Genomic DNA, 16360 nt, shown 5'->3' with positions numbered 1-16360 from the left:
AGATGCGCACCACCACACCGGGGACAATCCATCCCATCCTCCTGAGCAAATCACTTGCACAGCACAAGAATCCAAAAAGGATCGTAGGTAAACAGTTCCCCCTTGTGGGGAGGGAAGGGAGGGGGTTCTGGTCGCTAGCGCTAAGCCAACCCTACTTCGGGATGCCGCCGAACTTGCTGCCCAGCGAGTCAGCCAGCGCCACCGCATCGGCGCGTTCCTTGGGCGTTGCTACCGAAACATCGCGGTTGAGCAGTTCTTCCACCCAGGCCTGATCGGCCGTGCCGACGGCGCGCTGATGCGACACCGTCAGCCACATCAGGCCTTCGGTCGGCTGGCGTTCGACGCCCTCCATGCCGTTGAACAGCAGATCGCCCAACTGGGCCTGGGCCTTGACGTGGCCCTTGCGCGCGGCCAGCGACAGCCAGCGGGCGCTTTGCAGCGGATTGACGCCGAAGCCGTCATCTTCCAGGTACAGCTCGCCAACGCGGTATTGCGCATCGGCGTCGCCAAAATACGACGCGGCGTGCAGCAAGAGCGCGTGGGAACGTTCGGCGTCCGCCTTGATACCGGCGCTGGGCAGGCCATCACGATAGTAATCGCCAACCTTGACGAAAGACTGGGCCACGATATCAGCCTCAAGCCCCTTGGGCGCGGCATCGGCGTGATCATTGGCGATCTGGGAAAAGTATTCAAAGGCCTTGGCAGGGTCCTTGTCGACGCCTTCGCCATTTTCATACATGGTGCCGAGCTGCCACATGGCCATGGGCTGGCCGGCATCGGCCGCGCCCTGCAGCGCCGAAATCAGATCGTCGCCGGAAATACCGCCGCCGGCGCCGTCCATCATATTGGCCATGTTGAGCGCTGCATCGGCAGCGGTCTGCGCTTGCACCGGCATGGAAGCGACCGAAAAAACGATCGCCGCCGCCGTCGCAACGGAGATCAGGGATGTATCCCTAAATATCCGCATAATACTCCTTTTGCCCGCACCAGCGCGGACATCCAAACACATCCCAGAACCGAACTGGGCCTCGTGCAGCCTGCGCCCCGCCGCTGCAACTTTTGTCCCGACGGGAAGCGCCGTCGACCGAAGCCCGAAATTCCAGTTCCAACCTTGCATCACGCCATGCTGACTCTGCTCTGTGGCCACAATGGTGGCGGCCACATCACATGCCTGCGAGCATGGCAAATCTGCTCGATATTGCGAGAATTCAATGGAAATTCGGCGCATCGCCAGATCCGCCTTCCATCATATGCTCGCCCAAACCAAGGTCTTCACCCCGGTTTTGGGTTACATTGTGGCGGCAAGTCTCGCCAAATCGTTGACGGAAAGGCTGGCAGCGTGAATCATAAATCGCTGTTGCGGATTCAACACAGAAACTAGAGCCAATGGCGCTTGCGCATCCACCAGACCAGCCCGCCGGCGATGATCAGCATTGTCAGACAGACCACCCAGAAGGCGTGGAAATTGTCTGAGAACGGAATGCCCGAGACGTTCATCCCCAAAACGCCGGTCAGCAGCGTCAGCGGCATGAACACGACCGTGACCGCCGCCAGCAGCAACATGGTCTGGTTCATCTCTTCGGAACGGCTGTCGATAATCTGTTCATGCACCAGCACGGCGCGTTCGGAAAGCGCCTGCAATTCGTCGCCCAGCCGCGCTGCCCGCCCGGATGCTTCGCGCAGTTTCAACCGGTCCCGCGCCGTCAGGAACGACAGTTCTTCGATTTCCAGCGTGTTGAGCACATCACGCAGCGGCCAGACCAGCCGGCGGAAATTGATCAGCGTGCGGCGCAAATGCGCCAGCCTATCCGAGGTCTTGTTGGCGCCCCGGACGATCAGCCCCTCTTCGATATCGTCCAGCCGATCCCCCAGCATCTCCACCAATGGCTCCAGGCGGTCTGCCGAGCGCAGCCCCAGCCGGGTCACCAGATCGGCTGGCGATACCGGGGCATGACGGGATTGCTCCCACTGGGTGATGCCCAGAAAATCGGGCACATTGAGTTCCGAAGCAATGATGACGCGGCCCTTTTCGATCCACATCGTCATCAGCTGGCGGCCGATGTCATCGGGCTCTGCACCGGGCCGCGCCACCCGCATCACCACCAAGGCCTTGTCATCGAGCACCGTGCAGCGCGAGCGGCTGCTGGGCACGGTCAGCAGGTCGGCATTGAAAATGCCCACTTCCTGCTTGAGCCAAACCTTGAATTCGGGCGCCCGTGAATTGCCGCTGACCACATAAAAGCCGCGCGCCGGAACATGCGGCTTTTCCTCGCCGGTGGCATGGCGGGTCACGCCGCCCTTGCCGTCGAACACCAGCACGATCCCTGCCCCAACGGTGCCGTTGCGCGCTGCCTTTTCCGATATCGATGCCGCACCGTCGTCCATGGCAACCCTTCTGGCTGGCCGCTGCCCTATACCGTTTTGATGTCATCCCCGCGAACGCGGGAATGACCTTTGCGTCAGCTCAGGCGCTGCAGAGCCTCGGCGATGCGGTCGCGGCGGTCGGCGGCAGCCTGGCGACGGGCCTTCTGTTCCTCGATCACCTCTTCAGGCGCCTTGGAGACGAATTGCTCATTGCCCAGTTTCTTGTCGATGCCCTCGACTTCACCAGCCAGCTTGGCGACTTCCTTGCCGAGACGCGCCTTTTCGACGTCGAGATCGATAAATCCGGCCAGCGGCAAGGCCCAGGTGGCCTCACCAACCACGAACTGCGCCGAGCCAGCCGGGATCGTCGCCTGCGGCGCAATCTCTTCCAGCCGGGCCAGACGGGTGATCAGCGAAGTATTGGCGACCAGACGCCGCATCGTGGTTTCATCGGCCCCAACCACCACCAGCGGCAACTTGGCCGAGGCCGGCACATTCATTTCGGTGCGCACGGAGCGAACCGAGGTAATGACGTCGAGCAGCCAGCCCAGATCGGCATCGGCGGCGGCATCTTCGAGGCCGTCGAGCTGCGGCCATTGTTCAAGGATCAGCAAACTGGTGCGGGCCGGACCGTGCTGGCCGGTTTCCGCCCACAGCTCTTCGGTGATGAAGGGCATGAACGGATGCAGCAGCTTGAGGATTTGGTCGAGCGCCCATGCGGCAGTGGCGCGGGTTTCGGCCTTGGCGGCCTCGTTCTCGCCCATGAACACCGGTTTGGCGAACTCGACATACCAGTCGCAAAAGCTGCCCCAGACGAAATCATAGGCGGCGTTAGCGGCTTCGTTGAACTTGTAGTCGGTAATGCCCTTGGTGATCGCCGTAGCGGCACGGGCGGTGGCGCCGACGATCCAGCGATTGAGCGGCAGCGTATTGGCCCTGGGATCATAGCCTGCGACGCGGCGGCACTCGTTCATTTCGAGGAAGCGCGCGGCATTCCACAGCTTGGTGACGAAGTTGCGATAGCCCTCGACGCGGTTGATGGCCAGACGGATATCGCGGCCCTGCGCCGCCATGGCGGCCAGCGTGAAGCGGGTGGCGTCGGCGCCGTACTGGTCGATGAGTTCGAGGGGATCGATAACGTTCCCCTTGGTTTTGCTCATCTTCTGGCCCTTTTCGTCGCGGACCAGCGCGTGCATGTAAACGGTATGGAACGGCTCTCCCTCAAGGAATTCGAGGCCCATCATCATCATCCGGGCCACCCAGAAGAAGATGATATCAAAGCCGGTGACCAGCACATCGGTGGGGTAATAGCGACGCAGTTCGGCGGTGTCGTCGGGCCAGCCCAGGGTCGAGAACGGCCACAGGGCGGACGAGAACCAGGTGTCGAGCACGTCTTCGTCACGGCGCAGCTCGACGGGCTTGCCATAGTGCGTAGCGGCCAGTTCCTTGGCCTCGGCTTCGTTGTAAGCAACGAAAGCCGCGTTATCCGGGCCGTACCACGCCGGAATCTGATGACCCCACCACAGCTGACGCGAAATGCACCATGGCTTGATGTCCTTCAGCCAGGCGAAATAGGTGTTTTCGTATTGCTGCGGCACGAACTTAGTGCGGCCTTCGCGCACCGACGCCATTGCAGGCTCGGCCAGCACATCGGCCTTGACCCACCACTGGTCGGTCAGGAATGGCTCGATCACCACCAGCTTGGACTTTTCATCATGGGGAACCATGATTTTCTTGTCTTCGATATGGTCGAGGCCGCGCGTCGGCTGCTCTTCGGCCAGCGCCGTCAGATCGGCAACGATCTTCTTGCGCGCAACGAAGCGGTCCAGGCCGCGATAGGCTTCCGGCGCGCTGTCGACGATCTCGCCGCGCGTGGTAAAGATGTTGATCTGTTCCAGATTATTGCGGACGCCGACCTCGAAGTCGTTGAAATCGTGGGCCGGGGTGATCTTGACCGCGCCTGTGCCCAGCGTCGGATCGGCATATTCGTCGCCGACGATCGGAATGCGGCGGCCCACCAGCGGCAGATCGACAAACTTGCCGATCAGGCTTTTATAGCGCTCGTCCTCGGGGTGAACGGCAACGCCGCTATCGCCCAGCATGGTTTCGGGGCGCGTGGTGGCCACCACGATATAGTCGCGGGTTTCCCATTCCGTCGGCTTGCCCGCTTCGTCATGGGCAATCGGGAATTGATAGGTGACGCCATCGGCCAGTGGATAGCGCAGGTGCCACATATGGCCCTTGATCTCGACATTCTCCACTTCGAGATCGGAGATCGCGGTTTCCAGGCCCGGGTGCCAGTTGACCAGCCGCTTGGCGCGATAGATCAGGCCGCGCTTGTGCAGCTCGACGAAAACCTTGGTGACGGCGCGCACCATCTGGTCGTCGGCAGCGCCGTTTTCACCCATGGTGAAACGTTCGCGTGAAAAATCAGCAGAAGCGCCCAATCGCTTCAATTGATTCATGATCACGCCGCCGCTCTCGCCTTTCCATTCCCACACGCGTTCGAGGAATTTCTCGCGGCCCATCTCGCGACGGCCTGGCTGCTGGCGCTCCATCAACTGCCGCTCGACAATCATCTGGGTGGCAATGCCGGCATGGTCCGTGCCCGGCTGCCACAGCACATCCTTTTTCAGCATGCGGTTGAACCGCACCAGAATGTCCTGAATGGTGTTGTTGAGCGCGTGCCCGATATGCAGCGAACCGGTGACGTTGGGCGGCGGAATGACGATGGTGAAGGTTTCCGCGCCTGGCGCCGCCCCTGCTCCGGCAGCGAAGGCATCGGCCTTGAGCCACTGCTCATAGATGCGGCCTTCAACAGCGGCAGACTCGTAGGTCTTTTCGATCATAACGTCACTCACAACAGCAACAGCCCGCCAAAATCCTTGTTCGGATCTGGACGGGCCGGATAGAAGAATTGCATGTCTTCAAGCAAATGCGGGCCGCAGGGTCAACTGCGATCGCCCGCAATGTGTCGGATGCGGCCGGGATTACTCCCCGCCGCGCGAAATCCGCGAGATTTCCTTTTCCACCATGCGTTCGACGACGCTTGGCAGGTTTTCGTCCAGCCACTCCTTGAGCATCGGACGCAGCATGTCGCGCATCATCGATTCGATGGTGATGCCATGCGTGCCCAGACCCAGATTGTTGAGCTTGGCAAAGGTGCTGCGCACTGCCGCATTGGTGGCCGGTTCGATCAACTGCTCGGCCATATCGCGGCTGAGCGTTGGATCAGGCAGCGGCGAAACCTGCTCTACACTGCGCTGCTGCTTGGGTGGCGGCGCAAACGCCGGCTCCGGCTCCGGTTCCGGCTCAGGCGGCGAAAACGCGCTGAGCAGGGATTCCGTATCGTCCTCGGCGTCAAAGGCAATGTCATCAGGAACAACGAGCTTGCTCATGTCCAAGGCCACATCGCCGGCCTCTTCTTCGTCGGCACCCGCCAGCAGCGCGTCAAAGCTCAGCGGCCCCGCATCATCGCTGTCGTCGCCCATGTCGGAAAGGATCTGCGAGGACGAGAGCGCCAGCGGCTCCATGTCCTCAAGCATATCGCTGAGACCGCCACCGATGGCCGTTGGGCGCGCCGGGGTCGCCTGCATCGGCGGGGGTGCGGCCTGCAATGCCGGCCTGCGAGGCACACCAGCCGCGTCGTCGTCGGCAATGATCTGCCGGATCGACGAGAGAATCTCGTCCATCGAGGGCTCTTTGGTCGCAGGCTTGTTCATCGGTGCCTCATACTCAAGCGTACTGTTCAGGAGCAGCGCCATCCGCCGAGGCGTGTGTCCTGATTCGTAAGACTACCTTAAACCTCGCCACATCGTTAAGGAATCATCACAAGGGCCCGGAATCCGGTCTTCCACTAAAACTTGTGGCCGGGAATGACCCGGCCACCACTTATTGCGTCGATTTGGCGTCAGAGGAGGCTCACTTGTCCTCGACCGAGCGCAATTCCTGCCACACGTCTTCGACGGTGGCGTTGTAGGCGGCGGCGCTTTTAACCTGAACCGGCAGCCCCAGCGAACCAGCCGTCAACTGCCCGGTCGCGGCCAGCAGCGAGAATGTCGCCACCACTTTCTGCGTCGAGGCATTGATCAGCCCTTCACGGGCCGTTTCCAGTTCGGCCTGGGAATTGAGCACGTCGAGAGTGGTTCTTGTGCCCAGATCACGTTCCTGGATGACGCCATCCAGCACTTCGCGGCCCGAGGCAACGGCAGCGTCAGCCGCCTGGATCTGTGCGTCGGCGCTCTGAATGCCCGACCAGGCTGAAATCACCGCCTGACGCACCTGATCGTAAGCCGACATCGCGTCAACTTCCGACTTGATCTGCTCCAGATTGGCCTTGCGGACACCAGCGCCGATAGCGCCACCCGCATAGATCGGCACCGAAAGACCCAGCTTGAACTGGCCGCTGATGCCCTGCGAACCGCCTGGTTCGGAAAGGCCGGTGCCCACGCTGCTGGTAAACGTCATCGTCGGGCCAAACGCTGCACCCGCGCCATCGGCGCCAGCTTGGGCAGCGCGGATCGCCGCCTTGGCCATGCGCAGGGCCGGATGATTGGCCTCGGCCGAGGCAATAGCCTTCTCCAGCGTATTGGGAAGCAGATGACCGAAATTGTGGCTCGCCGACAAGTTCTGCGGCGAAGCGCCAACATAGCGCTGGAACGTCGCCTTGCTGATTTCGAGGCTGCTCTGGGCGGCGCGGTAGGCGGCAAGGCCCTGGGCCTGGCGCGCCCGAGCCTGCGCCACGTCGATCTTGGTGCCTTCACCAACACCCAGGCGATCCCGCGCCGATTTCAACTGCGCATCGAAAAAGCTGACATTGTCCTGCCGCAAGGCAACGAGCTCACGGTCATTGAGCACATTCATGTAAGCCTGAACTACGGCCAGCAGCACGTTCTGCTCGGTGTTCTGAATTTGATATTCAGCCGCTTCAGCGCCGGCCCGGGCGGCTTCGATTTGCGCCTCGGTCTGGAAATTGTCGAACAAGGTCTGGTTGTAGGCCAGGCCCGCCGTCAGCGACTTGGAGTCGTTTAAATTGCCGTTATTGACCTGCCAGCTATCGGTCGCGGTAATCGAACCGCCGATGGTGGGCAACTTGCGTGACTTGGCCAGGGCCACATTTTCCGCCGAAACCTTGGCGTTCAGCAGGGCGGACTGCAAATCCGGTGCATACTGATATGCAGCGGCCAGCGCCTGGCTGATAGACTGCGCCTGAGCGCCCCCGACGGTCAGCGCGGCCAGGCTCAGCGCCACAATGCTTGCAGCCAAATTCACACGAAACGACATCGACGGTCTCCGATCCCCAAAACACTATGCCCGGCACATGGGGTACACAACCGGCCGCGGCAATCTCTGCAGGATATTAATGAAAGATTAATGCACGCCGTGATTCAGGAGCAACACTTGGTACGTTCAGAATACAAAATGCTCTTCGCGCTTGGCGAATTGCAACGGTGGCAGATTGGCATTGAACTCGGCGCGGCCCGCAGTGTCCTTGCCTGAACGCACATAAATGTGGGCTACGGCAGGGCCTTTGTCCTGCAACAGCGCCACCAGACGCCCGCCATCGGCCAACTGACCCAGCAGCGCCTGCGGCACGGCGGCGATGGCGCCTTCCACGACGATGACGCTGAACTGGCCTTTGACGCCGGCTTCCGGCGCACCCTGAACGACCTTGGCATTGGTGATGCCCAGCGCGCTCAGATTGACCGCAGCGGCAGCAGCCAGACCAGCATCGGATTCAACGCCGGTGACGCTGGCGGCAAGGCCTGCCAATACGGCAGTGGAATAGCCGCTACCGGCACCGATATCGAGCACGGTATCGGTTGGACCGATTTCGGCCAATTGGACCAGCTTGGCGAACGGCGCGGCGGCCGACAGATACCGGCTGGAACCGAGCGGCTGGTCGACGTCGCCATAGGCAACCGCACGGCGCGCTTCGGGCACGAACATCTCGCGCGGCACATCGCTCATTACCGCCAGAATGCGCCAGTCGGTGATGCCGCTGGTGCGGAGCTGATTATCGACCATGAATTTGCGCGCGCGCTCGAAATCGCTCATCGGACCCTGTCCCTAAAATCGCCTTCATATGCTGGACGTGCATATCCTCCCGCCCGTCTGCGCGCAAGCCGATGCACACAACCGCGACACCATGCGACGGACTGACGCGGGGAAATGGAGGACTTGCCCGGCCTTGCTGACCAGATATCCGACAATGGCCCGGCCGCAAAGCACGACATTTTCCCGATCAACCAAAACTGGCGCAGAAAACCAGCCTTAGCAGGGCTATCGAACCATGGCTTAACATGGACTCGGCATTTGGTTTCATGATTGACTGGGCGTTAACGCAGGGGGGCGCGTCGTGAAAAAACTGATCCAGCTTATTTGTCTGCTGACCATGGCCGTGGGCATGGCCTTTATGGTCGCGCCGGCGAAGGCCGACACGCTGACCTTCCCGATCAAGAGTAGCTACGACTACGAGATCCGGCTCGAATTCTATTCGCCCTCGCGAAACCTGTATTGGCCGGGCAACAACCGGTCGTGGCTGCTGGATGACTACCAGGCCCACAACTACAAACTGAATTGCCGGCGCGGCGAGAAAATCTGCTACGGCGCCTGGGAGGTCGAAGGCGACCTACAATGGGGCGTCGGCCACGGCTACTCGCAGACCTGCACCAACTGCTGCTACACCTGCAAGGCAGGCAACACCTCGACCAAGCTGATCAATCTGACAGGAAATTAGCGACGCGGAAGCTTCCGCAAACAGCGGAAATTCGAGCGCAAAACTGTCGGAAAAGCTGGAGGCCACGTCCGGAATTGAACCGGAGTACGCGGATTTGCAATCTGACGCCGAAGCTGGTTTTGCTGGAGTTTCCAGAGTTATGTCGCGTCTATGTCGCACACAGCGCGCGGTGTGGCGTTCAATACCTTCTAAATTGGTCCACTGCCATATGCACTAGGTCTACATCAGCCTCTAAGTTTGGCCCATAAAAAGACAATCCGCAGCCATTTCCCTCAAAGCCAAAGCCCTTCTGTTCACCGTGGCTGTCGACCGAAACTCCCCCGTTGAAAGACGGCCAATCCTCCTGATCATGCCGTTTGAAATCAAAAACTGCCGTTTTTGGGTCAGGAAGCTGCATCTTTTGGGAGATCAACACTCGAAAGGCCTTATCGACGAGTTCCACATTTAGATTTGTGGGGTCGCAGTCTAAACCTGGATACCAGTTCCTGCGGTATTGGAATTCACCCCAGGCAGTTACTCCTCCCCAGTACAAACCGCCGAGCAGAAGCAGGGAAAGCGAGCCTCTAATGAGGAATTTACCCACCCTCACAGCAGAAGGGCCCGCTCGGCGGCAGCCATCTCTTCACCGTCGTCCCCGCGCGGGAACAAGTGCCCATATGTGTCCATGGTCATTGTGATAGACGAGTGTCCAAGGCGCTCCTGCACGACCTTGCCCGGCAACTCGAGGCCACCATCTGCCCGGCGGTTGATGCACCAGGAGGCATAAAAGTGCCTAATGGAGTGCAGGCCAGTGTATTTAGCTAGGGTGAGTGGCTTGCCAGCGGCATCAAGCTTGCCTGAGGCCACCACAACGCCTCCCCGCATTTGCGCAGCCTGGTACCCATCCCGCACGATCGGCTGCAGGGCCTCCGGCTTGCCCTTCAAATTGGGGAACACTAGGCCCGTGTCGCTCTTCGTGCCTGCTAGCTTCCACTGCCGCAGCGTGTTGACGACCATCGGCGTTAGGGGAACCTCTCGATCGCCTGCGCCAGTCTTGGGACGGCCGATTTCCTTGTACCTGTCCGCTCGCTGCCGGACGTGCAGCACCTTCTTCGTCAGGTCGACGTCTGGCCAGGTCAACCCAGTCAACTCAGACGCCCGTAGGCCGGTGAAGATTGCAGTCAGCAGCAAGGGGCGCCAGCGGCCCTCAAGGGCGCCCACGATGGCTTTGATCTCGCTAGGTGCGGGTATGTCAACGCCAACGCGCAACTTCGCCTTTGCACGCAGTGCAGCGCGTCCGTCGCTTGCGCCGAGACGGCCGCGCATCTCGTGCACGACGTTCCTTGAAACAAGTCCGCGATCCTGCGCGTCGGCAATCAGAGATCCCAGACTGACCATCACCTTCTTGACCATCGCCTGAGAACGGCCTTCGTCCTGCAATCTCTCGCGGAAAGCGTGCAGCGTCGACGCGTTGAGCGTCGTCAGCTTGCTGCCACCAATGAACGGCACGATGTGCAGGTCCAGGTGTTGCCTGTATTGATCGATAGTCGTTCGTTCCCGCCCTGCCCGCTCCCGGGCCGCCAGCCATAGTTTGCCGGCGACCTCCACAGTAACGCTTGCGGAATCGGCCACATGGTTTCCATCGCGGACCTCGAGATGGGCGGTGGCGGCAAAGGTGTCGGCTTCCTTCTTGGTCTTGAAGGTCTTTAGGCGGCGGGTGTCGGATCCATCGACGTAATCGACGATCCACGCCGTCTTCTCGACGCCCTTGGTCGTCCATGTGCGCTTGCGAACGGACATCAGTCGCCACGCAAGTGTTTTTTGCCGTGTTCCAGCAACTTGTCGTTTATAATCGTCAGGGCTTTGTCAGTATCCTTCAATCGTGTGCTCCACTCTTTGCCTTCTGAGCGGAGCGCCGCGCTGAGTAAGATGATGTCGTTCTGCGCCCTCTTTGGCAGTATCATCGCTGCCAGGCTCGCGACTGCATCCAACTTGGCCTTGGCGATACGCCACCGAGTCTCTCTGGCGGCATCTGCAGCTTCGCCGCTGTGAACACCGGTTTCAAGCTCGCGCAGCCATTCCGAGTTGATTGCTCGAAGCTCTCCAATCGCGAGTAAAACGTCAGTTAGAGCGGTGACCTCCCGGTCCCACAGCTTCTCTTTTTTATATCGGTCAAGCGCCCAGCGTACGGCCAGTTTCGCGACCAAGAGAGCTCCGCCCACCGACGCTGCCAATTTTATGGCTTCGCCACCAACTTGAGGCGTCATCAGAGAATCTAACATAACGGTCTCATATGTAAGACTACGGCCCCGTCGAAGTGCTTCCTAGTGCCGCCTTCAATCCAACTGCGATACCCAGGGGACAGCTCCGCGCCAAAAACACCAGCCAGCACGGCGCTAGAAACCACCGGCGCCCAGAAGGCCCCCGAACTCAGCATCTCGGGGATCATGGCAGCACCCTCACAGCCGCGGCTCCTGCCGTACCAACGGCGACGGCATCCCGCCAGCGCCACCACCCCGATACTCAGCAATCGTCCGCAGATGCCCCTCAATGAGCGCCAGGTAGGCGATCGTGCCGCAGAAAAACGCCGCGACGATCAAGCCCACTGTTCCGCCAATCATCAGGCCGGTGCTCTCGCGTCCGGTGAAGACCTGTGAGCCGTACCCGACTAAGGCGCCGGCGGCGATTATCGCCGAGGCGACAACGATGTTGAGGAAGCCGAGCATGTCGGCAAGGAAGCGGTTCATTGGCCATCCTTTGGCATCTGGCGATGCAGAGCGGAGACCTCTTCCCGAAGGAACTTGTTTTCCTCAAGCAGAGTGCTCAGCGTTCCGGTGATTTCTTCGAGCTTTGCGGCAAGATCCGGAGACAATGGCCGGGGCTGCCAATTTGGTGAGCGCCCTATGGTGACCGTCGAACCATAGTTGTCCGGACTTTCAACATCAGGTGCGCCGGAGTTCTTCGACATGTCTGGGACCGCATCTGCACTCAATGTGCCGTCCGATACCTGCTCAAGCAGTCGATGGTGGGCTTGCGCCCTTTCGTTGGCCTGATCTTCATCGACAGACCACTGAAGACGCCAAATGATTTCAGCATTCATCGATCTGCCGCTCTTTTGTGCGGCGTCCCGAATGGTGTCGCGCATCCCCTCCGGGAGGCGGATCTGAAAACGCTCGGCTAGTTGACTCGGGTATTTCGGTTCAGTGCTCATCAGCTCATGAATGCTACTTGCACCCAAAAAGTCTATGGATGCTACTTGCACCCACGTCTTTACCGTGTCATTGCTATGGATGCAAGTCGCACCCAAAGGAGCATCCCGCTTGGACCAGAAAGACCCTCAGTTCAAACTTCGTATACCTAGAGAAATTCGCGACCGCCTGCAGATTTCGGCGTTGCGGGAGCGACGTTCGATGAACTCCCAGATCGTCAAAATGCTCGAACAGGCATTGTCTTCCGAAAACGAAAAGGCCGAAACGGCAGCAACCGCTTCGGCCTAAAAGCCCCGCCGGGCAAGGCGGAACCGATCAATCCCACATCAATGGAAATGAACATGACCACCAATACACCTTCGCCCGCTCTGGGCGCAACGGCGAAACACACCCTGCTGATCGCCGAAGATCGCTCCCGCTCGCTGAACCCCGGTGAGGCTCAAAAGTTCTCCACCACCCTGGACGGCCAACCCGTGGTCACTAGGTCGGCCGTGCCGATGTATGACTCGTGCCGGGTTCTGCAGACCTGGGGTTATTGCGGCAAGGTCGAGTTCGTTCGTGCCGATGGCGTTATCGGCATGACCATGAGTATCGCCGACGGAGCAAAGCTAACAGTCCAAGAAGGTCCTTCTGGCCCCAAAGTCCGGAAATATCGCGCAATGGACCGTGGTGGAGAGCCGATGGGCGGCAGCAACACGCCTGAGGCTACCCAAGTAGCCATTGCCGGTCTGGAAACCGTCATTCGTGACATTGACGCCATGTCCGATGCCGACCGCGCTCTATTCGACGAGGTGCTGGCATGACCGCCTCGCCCAAGCCCCAGGTTTCTCTGCTTGTCCATCTGCTCAACGAGGCCATGGCGATGGAGCGCATTGCCTCGATTGCCAGCAACCAACTCGAAGGCGACTTCAGCATTTCGCGCGCAGCGAAGGTGGACGGGTCAATGCTTACCTTTCATTTCCAGGAAGAAGGCGTACTCGACACGTTGTTTCTGATTGAGGAACTGCGCACCCGCTCGATCGCTATCCGCGAGCGGATCGCCGAACTGGAGAGTGCGCAATGAGCGTCTCCCCCGAACCGGAAAATCTCGATCTGCTATGGGGCTGCAAAATTATCGCCCAGGTCATCGGCTGCACCGAGCGCAAAACCTTCCATCTTCTCGAATCCGGCGCATTGCCGGCGCGTCGGGTCGGCGGTACCCGTTGGGTCGCTTCCCGAAAGGCGCTCGAGGCGTTCTTTGCTGAGGTGGCGGCATGACAATTCCAAATGAAGACCTTCGCGCGCAGGTGAAAGCGGCGATGATTGATGCTGCGCTCAAAGCCATCACCGAGGGGCTAGATGGCCAGCAGGCCATACTCAAGGCGTTCCCTGGCACTCCTCAAAGCCTTGCCTTGAGCTTGTCTTGGGAGGCGTCTTGGGCCGCTGACGAGCTCACCGAGGAAACTTGGTGGCAACAACTCGAGCGAACGATCGATGTGGAGCTGATCAAGACGTCGGCGAAACTTGTCGACGGAGGCTCATCCGATTGACCCACCCCCTAGAACACATCCTACGCGGCGCCCTCACGGGTGCCGCCCTGGCCGCGTCCCTGATGCTGTTGGTGGCGGGGTGGCCGCTATGAAACTCACACCGAGAACTGAAACAGTAACTTCTGGGACTGTTACCATCGGAACGATCCGCGTGACCGATCGCGGGTGCGAGACCTTTGGGCCGCGGGACGAATACCTAGCAACGCACCCAAAAATTGAGGACGCACGGCGGGCGTTATTCCAGCTACACAAAGCTGGCCAGGATGGGTTGAAATGACCCGGAACTTGCCCGCCGCTATCTACCGACACGACGATCCTCGGGCCGACGAAACGGTGGCCCGGGTTGTTCCCAAAAGTGCGGTGATAGTCGCCGTGGGAGACTGCGTCATTGGCTATGATTTGCCACCGGTTAGCGGCGGCTCGATCGATTACCGCACCCCGCAGCGCTTCACTCTCCTGGAAATGCTTGGCCGAGGTCGCCGCAAGGCACTCAGGGAGTTGGTTCGCTATCGACGCAGCGATGGCCTTGTAATCGAAGACATGGTCGCTTGGGCGACAATCGCGGCGGATATCGCCGGCGCGGTGTTCGGCCCGTCGATGACCGTTCGGAATGTTGAGGGGCAGTGCGAATACCTAGGCATCGGCATTGATAAATCAACTTTGGTACCGATTGCAGCGCGGGCAACGCAGTGGCGCCGCGCCGCCCAATATGCGCCGCTCAGCGGCGATGAGGTAGGCAGGCTTGTCAAACTGACATGGCAGGAGCGAGACGCCCTAATTGAGCTTGATGCCGCCAAAAAGATTGACGCTGGGGCAATCGACAAAATCGGCAGTTTTGACGAAACGGCAAGAGATCGTCGTAAGCGAAAGGACAGGGCACGCAAGGCGGGTCAGCGGGCCTTGGCCCGCAGCCCCCAACCACTTAGTCCATGGGAGGCGGCCGGGATGTCTCGATCTGTATACTACCGCAAAATGCATACTGGGACGATTCCTGTCCGCTGCTCCATAGAAGAGGGAGATGCGGACAGAAATCGTCCCATTCCAGACGGCAACTCGGTTGTCCACTCGATCCCCATGGGAGATGCGGACAAAAACCGTCCCAGTTCAGCGGCGGGAGGGAAGAGATGAGTCAGCTAGACCTTTTTTCAGAAGCCCAATCAGTTGTTTTGCCTTCCGCCCTAATCGTTCCGTTCCCGCTGGCAAAACGCTGCAGGACCATCAGGAAGACGGCGGCAACGCTGATCGCCAGGAAGACGATCCAGGGTCAGGAAGGATATTGGCGCAGAACCATAGAAGATCTGAAGAAAGAGCTTCGCCGACATGGGGTCAGCCCGAGCGAGATCGACCGTCAGCTGTCAGACTTCCACCTCGCGGTCGGACAACATATCGCCGCCGATGACGGCCGGCAGCGGCCGGGCGGTGCGGCATGACCTCTCTACAGTTGGGGCCGAAAGTACGTCCGGCTCCCGATTGGCTCTCCGTCCTTTTCGAAACGACCGGAGTACCAACGCTCAGGGCGATCCATGAATACCTCCCATACCATGAGCCCGAAGCATTTCGCGGCTGTGGTGGTGTTTTGGCGAGCGGCTTTCCTATAGATCGGTTCGTAGGCCGTCCCGATCCAGTTAGCGCCCGGCATCCATCCTGCGGTGTTAATTTCGGTGCCGTCTATCAGCTCGTTCAACGCCGCTCGGATGGCGGATATTTCTTCAGCATTCATTCGAGCGAGATACTGCCTGTACTGCGAAGCATAAGGCACCTCAGTAACCTGCTTGTCGGTCATCATCTCAAACAACACATCACGTCTCCACCTGAATTGCCGCTCCGAGCTATACCGCAATGATGACGGCCCGTACTGTCGATGCGGAGAGAATTTGCGTTACAGAACTCCCTGACAATGCTCCCATGGCATGGCTCCCGGGGGACATTGTTGTGACCCGCGGCCAAGCAGCATTCGCCGCCAATGTGACGCGCGACACCATATCGAATTGGTGCATTCGATATGCCATCGGACGCCAAATGGAAGCCGGTTCGCCCTGGCGCGTCGCGCTGGCCGCTGCGCTGATGGTGTCTGCGGCCAACCGGCCTGCGCTTGATGCATTCAAATCCGGCGATCGCACTAGCGAACTCGTGATGGAGTACATCGGTGCGGCAGCGTTTGAAGTCGCCGCATAGTTCGAACTGCGCCAAGTGCTTTTCGTACTTTTCGCCATCCCGCGCGTGGGCGATTTGCGTCAGATTCCAGTTATGAAAAATCGCCCAAAACCACCGGTGATGACTGACGACATTCGTGTTCGTCTTCTCGCCGACGACAAAGATCGGATCCGGGACCGCGCGGACGCCGTCGGCGTGTCAATGGCCGAATTCATCCGCCGCCGCGCCCTGTCGCCGGAGTGCCAGCAGTTGGCAACGCAGATCCGCCTGGAACTTGCCCAAGGCACACCCGAAATCGCCCTAGCCCGCATCCTGCGCGAAGTCGCTGACGAGCTTTCCGCTGATCCCGTCCGAGTTCGCATCGTCGGGTACGAAAATTGAATTCC

21 protein-coding genes are annotated in these 16360 nt (G+C 59.9%); 10 read left to right on the top strand and 11 right to left on the bottom strand.

All coding sequences use genetic code 11. The features are described from left to right. Positions 1-151 precede the first annotated feature (151 nt). The 6 genes from ABIT12_RS09790 to ABIT12_RS09765 all read right to left on the bottom strand — a co-directional run bounded on the left by ABIT12_RS09790 (position 152) and on the right by ABIT12_RS09765 (position 8421). Positions 152-967, bottom strand: a complete 816-nt coding sequence (locus ABIT12_RS09790; protein WP_348045183.1) for a tetratricopeptide repeat protein — start codon at positions 965-967, stop codon at positions 152-154. Positions 968-1377: 410 nt separating this feature from the next. Next, on the bottom strand, positions 1378-2385 hold the full coding sequence (locus tag ABIT12_RS09785) for a CorA family divalent cation transporter (RefSeq protein ID WP_348045181.1): 1008 nt from the start codon (positions 2383-2385) through the stop codon (positions 1378-1380). A gap of 74 nt (positions 2386-2459) precedes the next feature. Beyond that, positions 2460-5213 carry a valine--tRNA ligase gene (locus ABIT12_RS09780; protein WP_348045179.1) on the bottom strand — a complete coding sequence of 918 codons (2754 nt, stop codon included), beginning with the start codon at positions 5211-5213 and terminating at the stop codon, positions 2460-2462. 141 nt (positions 5214-5354) lie between these two features. Next, positions 5355-6086, bottom strand: a complete 732-nt coding sequence (locus ABIT12_RS09775) for a DUF2497 domain-containing protein (protein ID WP_348045177.1) — start codon at positions 6084-6086, stop codon at positions 5355-5357. Positions 6087-6285: 199 nt separating this feature from the next. Next, entirely contained in the window at positions 6286-7647 is a 1362-nt protein-coding gene (locus tag ABIT12_RS09770) for a TolC family outer membrane protein (RefSeq protein WP_348045175.1), read from the bottom strand. 126 nt (positions 7648-7773) lie between these two features. Next, a complete protein-coding gene (locus ABIT12_RS09765; protein ID WP_348045173.1) occupies positions 7774-8421 on the bottom strand; it encodes a protein-L-isoaspartate O-methyltransferase in 648 nt (215 codons plus the stop codon). A 301-nt stretch (positions 8422-8722) separates the two neighbouring features. On the opposite strand from ABIT12_RS09765, the gene ABIT12_RS09760 reads away from it, so the two are divergent. Continuing rightward, positions 8723-9103, top strand: coding sequence for a hypothetical protein (locus ABIT12_RS09760; protein WP_348045169.1), 381 nt, complete (start codon positions 8723-8725; stop codon positions 9101-9103). A gap of 585 nt (positions 9104-9688) precedes the next feature. On the opposite strand, the gene ABIT12_RS09755 is transcribed toward ABIT12_RS09760, so the two are convergent. The 4 genes from ABIT12_RS09755 to ABIT12_RS09740 form a co-directional block, all read right to left on the bottom strand. Then, on the bottom strand, positions 9689-10882 hold the full coding sequence (locus tag ABIT12_RS09755) for a site-specific integrase (protein WP_348045163.1): 1194 nt from the start codon (positions 10880-10882) through the stop codon (positions 9689-9691). After that, the gene (locus ABIT12_RS09750; protein WP_348045161.1) at positions 10882-11364 is read right to left on the bottom strand and encodes a hypothetical protein; all 483 of its coding nucleotides are present in this window, start codon (positions 11362-11364) and stop codon (positions 10882-10884) included. Before ABIT12_RS09750 ends, ABIT12_RS09755 begins: the two co-directional genes overlap by 1 nt. A gap of 177 nt (positions 11365-11541) precedes the next feature. Then, positions 11542-11829 (bottom strand): hypothetical protein, encoded by a 288-nt coding sequence (locus ABIT12_RS09745; RefSeq protein ID WP_348045159.1) that lies wholly within the window; start codon positions 11827-11829, stop codon positions 11542-11544. Further along, complete coding sequence (locus ABIT12_RS09740; protein ID WP_348045157.1) at positions 11826-12293, bottom strand: Arc family DNA-binding protein; 468 nt, start codon at positions 12291-12293, stop codon at positions 11826-11828. Before ABIT12_RS09740 ends, ABIT12_RS09745 begins: the two co-directional genes overlap by 4 nt. A 109-nt stretch (positions 12294-12402) precedes the next feature. Between ABIT12_RS09740 and ABIT12_RS09735 the strand changes: the two genes are divergently transcribed. From ABIT12_RS09735 to ABIT12_RS09705, 7 genes are all read left to right on the top strand, one after another. Then, positions 12403-12579, top strand: coding sequence for an Arc family DNA-binding protein (locus ABIT12_RS09735; RefSeq protein ID WP_348045155.1), 177 nt, complete (start codon positions 12403-12405; stop codon positions 12577-12579). 53 nt (positions 12580-12632) lie between these two features. Then, positions 12633-13094, top strand: a complete 462-nt coding sequence (locus ABIT12_RS09730) for a hypothetical protein (protein ID WP_348045153.1) — start codon at positions 12633-12635, stop codon at positions 13092-13094. Next, complete coding sequence (locus ABIT12_RS09725) at positions 13091-13354, top strand: hypothetical protein (protein ID WP_348045151.1); 264 nt, start codon at positions 13091-13093, stop codon at positions 13352-13354. Before ABIT12_RS09730 ends, ABIT12_RS09725 begins: the two co-directional genes overlap by 4 nt. Further along, entirely contained in the window at positions 13351-13548 is a 198-nt protein-coding gene (locus ABIT12_RS09720) for a DNA-binding protein (RefSeq protein ID WP_348045149.1), read from the top strand. The genes ABIT12_RS09725 and ABIT12_RS09720 overlap by 4 nt, the downstream gene beginning before the upstream one ends. Continuing rightward, positions 13545-13820 carry a hypothetical protein gene (locus tag ABIT12_RS09715; RefSeq protein WP_348045147.1) on the top strand — a complete coding sequence of 92 codons (276 nt, stop codon included), beginning with the start codon at positions 13545-13547 and terminating at the stop codon, positions 13818-13820. The genes ABIT12_RS09720 and ABIT12_RS09715 overlap by 4 nt, the downstream gene beginning before the upstream one ends. A 273-nt stretch (positions 13821-14093) precedes the next feature. Beyond that, a complete protein-coding gene (locus ABIT12_RS09710; RefSeq protein WP_348045145.1) occupies positions 14094-14948 on the top strand; it encodes a hypothetical protein in 855 nt (284 codons plus the stop codon). Next, positions 14945-15250, top strand: coding sequence for a DUF6074 family protein (locus ABIT12_RS09705; RefSeq protein ID WP_348045143.1), 306 nt, complete (start codon positions 14945-14947; stop codon positions 15248-15250). The genes ABIT12_RS09710 and ABIT12_RS09705 overlap by 4 nt, the downstream gene beginning before the upstream one ends. Before the next feature lie 5 nt (positions 15251-15255). Here the strand turns inward: ABIT12_RS09705 and ABIT12_RS09700 are convergent, their stop codons facing one another. Continuing rightward, positions 15256-15618, bottom strand: a complete 363-nt coding sequence (locus ABIT12_RS09700; RefSeq protein ID WP_348063334.1) for a hypothetical protein — start codon at positions 15616-15618, stop codon at positions 15256-15258. Positions 15619-15752: 134 nt separating this feature from the next. Between ABIT12_RS09700 and ABIT12_RS09695 the strand changes: the two genes are divergently transcribed. Both ABIT12_RS09695 and ABIT12_RS09690 read left to right on the top strand, forming a co-directional pair. Beyond that, positions 15753-15995: a hypothetical protein gene (locus ABIT12_RS09695; RefSeq protein WP_348045141.1), complete on the top strand. Its 243-nt coding sequence runs from the start codon at positions 15753-15755 to the stop codon at positions 15993-15995. 15 nt (positions 15996-16010) lie between these two features. Beyond that, positions 16011-16355 (top strand): plasmid mobilization protein, encoded by a 345-nt coding sequence (locus ABIT12_RS09690; RefSeq protein ID WP_348045139.1) that lies wholly within the window; start codon positions 16011-16013, stop codon positions 16353-16355. Positions 16356-16360 lie beyond the last annotated feature (5 nt).

Origin of the sequence: Devosia sp., from assembly GCF_039927955.1 — a bacterium.
In the GTDB taxonomy this organism is placed as follows: Bacteria; Pseudomonadota; Alphaproteobacteria; order Rhizobiales; family Devosiaceae; genus Devosia.
The sequence above is the reverse complement of the archived record's forward strand: the minus strand, read 5'-3'. Positions and strand labels throughout refer to the sequence as shown.

Coding starts and splice junctions, on each gene's coding strand:
- ABIT12_RS09750 (WP_348045161.1), bottom strand. CDS start 11,364: ATGTTAGATTCTCTGATGACGCCTCAAGTTGGTGGCGAAGCCATAAAA.
- ABIT12_RS09780 (WP_348045179.1), bottom strand. CDS start 5,213: ATGATCGAAAAGACCTACGAGTCTGCCGCTGTTGAAGGCCGCATCTAT.
- ABIT12_RS09720 (WP_348045149.1), top strand. CDS start 13,351: ATGAGCGTCTCCCCCGAACCGGAAAATCTCGATCTGCTATGGGGCTGC.
- ABIT12_RS09740 (WP_348045157.1), bottom strand. CDS start 12,293: ATGAGCACTGAACCGAAATACCCGAGTCAACTAGCCGAGCGTTTTCAG.
- ABIT12_RS09765 (WP_348045173.1), bottom strand. CDS start 8,421: ATGAGCGATTTCGAGCGCGCGCGCAAATTCATGGTCGATAATCAGCTC.
- ABIT12_RS09705 (WP_348045143.1), top strand. CDS start 14,945: ATGAGTCAGCTAGACCTTTTTTCAGAAGCCCAATCAGTTGTTTTGCCT.
- ABIT12_RS09710 (WP_348045145.1), top strand. CDS start 14,094: ATGACCCGGAACTTGCCCGCCGCTATCTACCGACACGACGATCCTCGG.
- ABIT12_RS09755 (WP_348045163.1), bottom strand. CDS start 10,882: ATGTCCGTTCGCAAGCGCACATGGACGACCAAGGGCGTCGAGAAGACG.
- ABIT12_RS09730 (WP_348045153.1), top strand. CDS start 12,633: ATGACCACCAATACACCTTCGCCCGCTCTGGGCGCAACGGCGAAACAC.
- ABIT12_RS09745 (WP_348045159.1), bottom strand. CDS start 11,829: ATGAACCGCTTCCTTGCCGACATGCTCGGCTTCCTCAACATCGTTGTC.
- ABIT12_RS09770 (WP_348045175.1), bottom strand. CDS start 7,647: ATGTCGTTTCGTGTGAATTTGGCTGCAAGCATTGTGGCGCTGAGCCTG.
- ABIT12_RS09725 (WP_348045151.1), top strand. CDS start 13,091: ATGACCGCCTCGCCCAAGCCCCAGGTTTCTCTGCTTGTCCATCTGCTC.
- ABIT12_RS09715 (WP_348045147.1), top strand. CDS start 13,545: ATGACAATTCCAAATGAAGACCTTCGCGCGCAGGTGAAAGCGGCGATG.
- ABIT12_RS09790 (WP_348045183.1), bottom strand. CDS start 967: ATGCGGATATTTAGGGATACATCCCTGATCTCCGTTGCGACGGCGGCG.
- ABIT12_RS09785 (WP_348045181.1), bottom strand. CDS start 2,385: ATGGACGACGGTGCGGCATCGATATCGGAAAAGGCAGCGCGCAACGGC.
- ABIT12_RS09775 (WP_348045177.1), bottom strand. CDS start 6,086: ATGAACAAGCCTGCGACCAAAGAGCCCTCGATGGACGAGATTCTCTCG.